General features: G+C 63.2%; 1 protein-coding gene and 2 pseudogenes. All 3 read left to right on the top strand.

Annotation, left to right across the window (positions count from 1 at the left end; translation table 11 throughout):
• Positions 1-681 (top strand): aminotransferase class I/II-fold pyridoxal phosphate-dependent enzyme (locus tag Y707_RS33080; protein ID WP_253905305.1); only part of this gene is annotated, 681 nt, incomplete at its 5' end.
• Positions 600-1,577, top strand: a pseudogene (locus Y707_RS28545) (aminotransferase-like domain-containing protein); the annotation flags it as partial. The gene Y707_RS33080 and the pseudogene Y707_RS28545, both read left to right, overlap by 82 nt.
• A 907-nt stretch (positions 1,578-2,484) precedes the next feature.
• Positions 2,485-2,999 (top strand): annotated as a pseudogene (locus Y707_RS0121950) (type III polyketide synthase); the annotation flags it as partial.

The raw sequence follows: 2,999 nt of genomic DNA, 5'->3' as shown, positions 1-2,999 counted from the left end.
CCGGAACTACAGTCGTGGTTTGCGCACGAACTACGAACCGCAACCCCGGCCGGGTTCACCCCGCCGACGCCCAGCGACGTGATTGTGGTGCCAGGAAGCCAGAGTGGACTCAGCTCAATCTTCCGGGCCCTGGCCGGCAGCGGCCACCCGGTACTGATGGAATCGCCGACATATTGGGGAGCCATCCTCGCTGCCTCACACGCCGGTGTCGACATCATCCCCGTGCCCAGCGGGGCCGAGGGACCCGATCCGGCGGAGCTGGCCCGGGCCTTCGAGGAAAGTGGGGCGCGGCTGTTCTATGCACAACCGAACTACGCGAACCCCACTGGAGCGCAGTGGTCACACCAACGAGGTGAGCAGGTGCTGGAGGTCGTGCGGCAAAATGGTGCGTTCCTCATTGAGGACGACTGGGCGCACGACTTCGGTATCAGTACAACCGCGGTTCCTATCGCTGCCCGGGAGGATTCCGGCCATGTGATCTACCTCCGCTCACTGACCAAAAGCGTGTCACCGGCCATGCGCGTTGGCGCGGTTATCGCCCGCGGCCCGGCCCGGGACCGCATCCTGGCCGACAGAGGAGCCGAGTCAATGTATGTCAGCCGGAACTACAGTCGTGGTTTGCGCACGAACTACGAACCGCAACCCCGGCCGGGTTCACCCCGCCGACGCCCAGCGACGTGATTGTGGTGCCAGGAAGCCAGAGTGGACTCAGCTCAATCTTCCGGGCCCTGGCCGGCAGCGGCCACCCGGTACTGATGGAATCGCCGACATATTGGGGAGCCATCCTCGCTGCCTCACACGCCGGTGTCGACATCATCCCCGTGCCCAGCGGGGCCGAGGGACCCGATCCGGCGGAGCTGGCCCGGGCCTTCGAGGAAAGTGGGGCGCGGCTGTTCTATGCACAACCGAACTACGCGAACCCCACTGGAGCGCAGTGGTCACACCAACGAGGTGAGCAGGTGCTGGAGGTCGTGCGGCAAAATGGTGCGTTCCTCATTGAGGACGACTGGGCGCACGACTTCGGTATCAGTACAACCGCGGTTCCTATCGCTGCCCGGGAGGATTCCGGCCATGTGATCTACCTCCGCTCACTGACCAAAAGCGTGTCACCGGCCATGCGCGTTGGCGCGGTTATCGCCCGCGGCCCGGCCCGGGACCGCATCCTGGCCGACAGAGGAGCCGAGTCAATGTATGTCAGCGGCATCCTTCAGACCGCCGCGCTCGACGTGATCACCCAACCCGCCTGGCAAACACACCTGCGTGGTCTGCGTCACCAGCTTCAGTCCCGCCGGGATCTTCTTGTAACCAGCCTCCGGCAGCACGCCCCACAGGTACACGTCGCGCACCTGCCAAAAGGCGGCCTGAACCTTTGGGCCCGACTCCCCGACGGAACCGACCTGGATCGGTTCATCCGTGAATGCGAATCAGCCGGAGTAATCATCGCACCCGGCACCGAATGGTTCCCCGCCGAACCAGCCGGACCGTTCATACGCCTCAACTATGCCGGCCCCAACCCCGGAGCATTCCAAGATGGCGCACACATCCTCAACCGCTCACTCGAACGAATCAGCCACTAACCAAGACTGGAACAAACATTATGGGCTTGATAGCATCTTGAGAATTCGCTCGGTATTCGACGACGGCAGAACCAGCGAGAATCCGCGCATTGGCTCATGACTTATCGTTGCGCTTAGTACTAGTCGGTCCCTGGTCGCAGTGCAGTTCCCGGCCATGTCCCCGTGCAGGATCGGCTACCGGTACTTCGGCTTGTCCTGGTGTTGATGAAGCTAAGGTTGGTCGACTTGGGCGCACTCGGCGTGGCCATCACCGCTGCCATGATCGACTGCCACGCACTTGTACCCGATCAACACCCTGAAATCACACATAGCGGATAGGGCACCCCCGGGGGCAAACGGGCTGAGTTGAAACGAACATCTGGGATGCGTTAAGCACAAAACGCCCTGAACAGCCGAACTGTCCAGAGCGTGAGTGGAACTCATGAGCCTCAAGCGGAGCGACACCCGGTAACGGTGTCCGAAGGTCTCCCCTCCCCGCCCCGCACCCCCACGGCCGGAGGCAAATGGCTGGAGCCCGTCACGGATCCACCTCAGTAGCCGGTACCAGTGTCGCCCTCGTCCGCCGGCGCGGTCGTCTCGGTGGGTTGCTCTGTTCGATGCCGGAATCCCCACGGTGATGAAAGCCCTCCTGCCCTCAAGCCGCCCGCTTCCGCGGTAGCTGTCCTCTCCATGGTCCGGCCGGGGGATTCCTCCGCTCAGTGAATCCCCCGCGCCCCTGCAGTTCGGTTGAAGCATGACATCAGGGCCCCTCGGGTGGCCCTGGTCGAGCGTATTTTCCGGACCGTTTGCCATGTCGTGCTCCTCAACTGTCGGGGACCTGCGGGAATAATAAGCCTACTTTCCATATCCTGCGACCGGGTGATCCGGCCTCATTGTGTTTAGCGCACCAGTCCTCTAGTAATGGACTATGACAGTGATGCTGAGGTCCCTTGAAACCGCTGTGCCCGAAACGGTAATGAAGCAGCCCCAGATCCGCGACGCCTTCGCCGGGCAGCCCAACCTCACCCGACTGGGGACCCGCCTTGTCAACACGGCCTTCGACTCCTCGGGAGTCGACACCCGGTACACCGCGGTGAAGGAACTGACGCTGGAGACCGAGTCCGAGCACCCCGTCTTCTTTGACCGGAAAGAAATGCGCATCCTCACACCGAGCACGAAGACCCGCAACAAGGTGTACGCGGAGGAGGGCAGCAAGCTTTTCATCGCGGTCGGCCGCAAGGCCCTCGCTGCCGCGGCGGGCATCGAAGCTGCCGACGTGACCCATGTGGTGACGGTGTCCTGCACCGGCTTCTTCGCGCCGGGGCCCGATTACAAGGTGGTGCGCGCGCTTGACCTTGCACCATCGGTGCAGCGCTACCACCTCGGCTTCATGGGCTGCTACGCCGCGTTCCCTGCGCTTCGCTCGGCGAAGGCCTTCTGCGA

Origin of the sequence: Arthrobacter sp. H14 (assembly GCF_000520495.1) — a bacterium.
Classification (GTDB): Bacteria; Actinomycetota; Actinomycetes; order Actinomycetales; family Micrococcaceae; genus Arthrobacter_C.
Note: the sequence above shows the minus strand (reverse complement) of the source record. Positions and strands in the feature narration are given on the sequence as shown.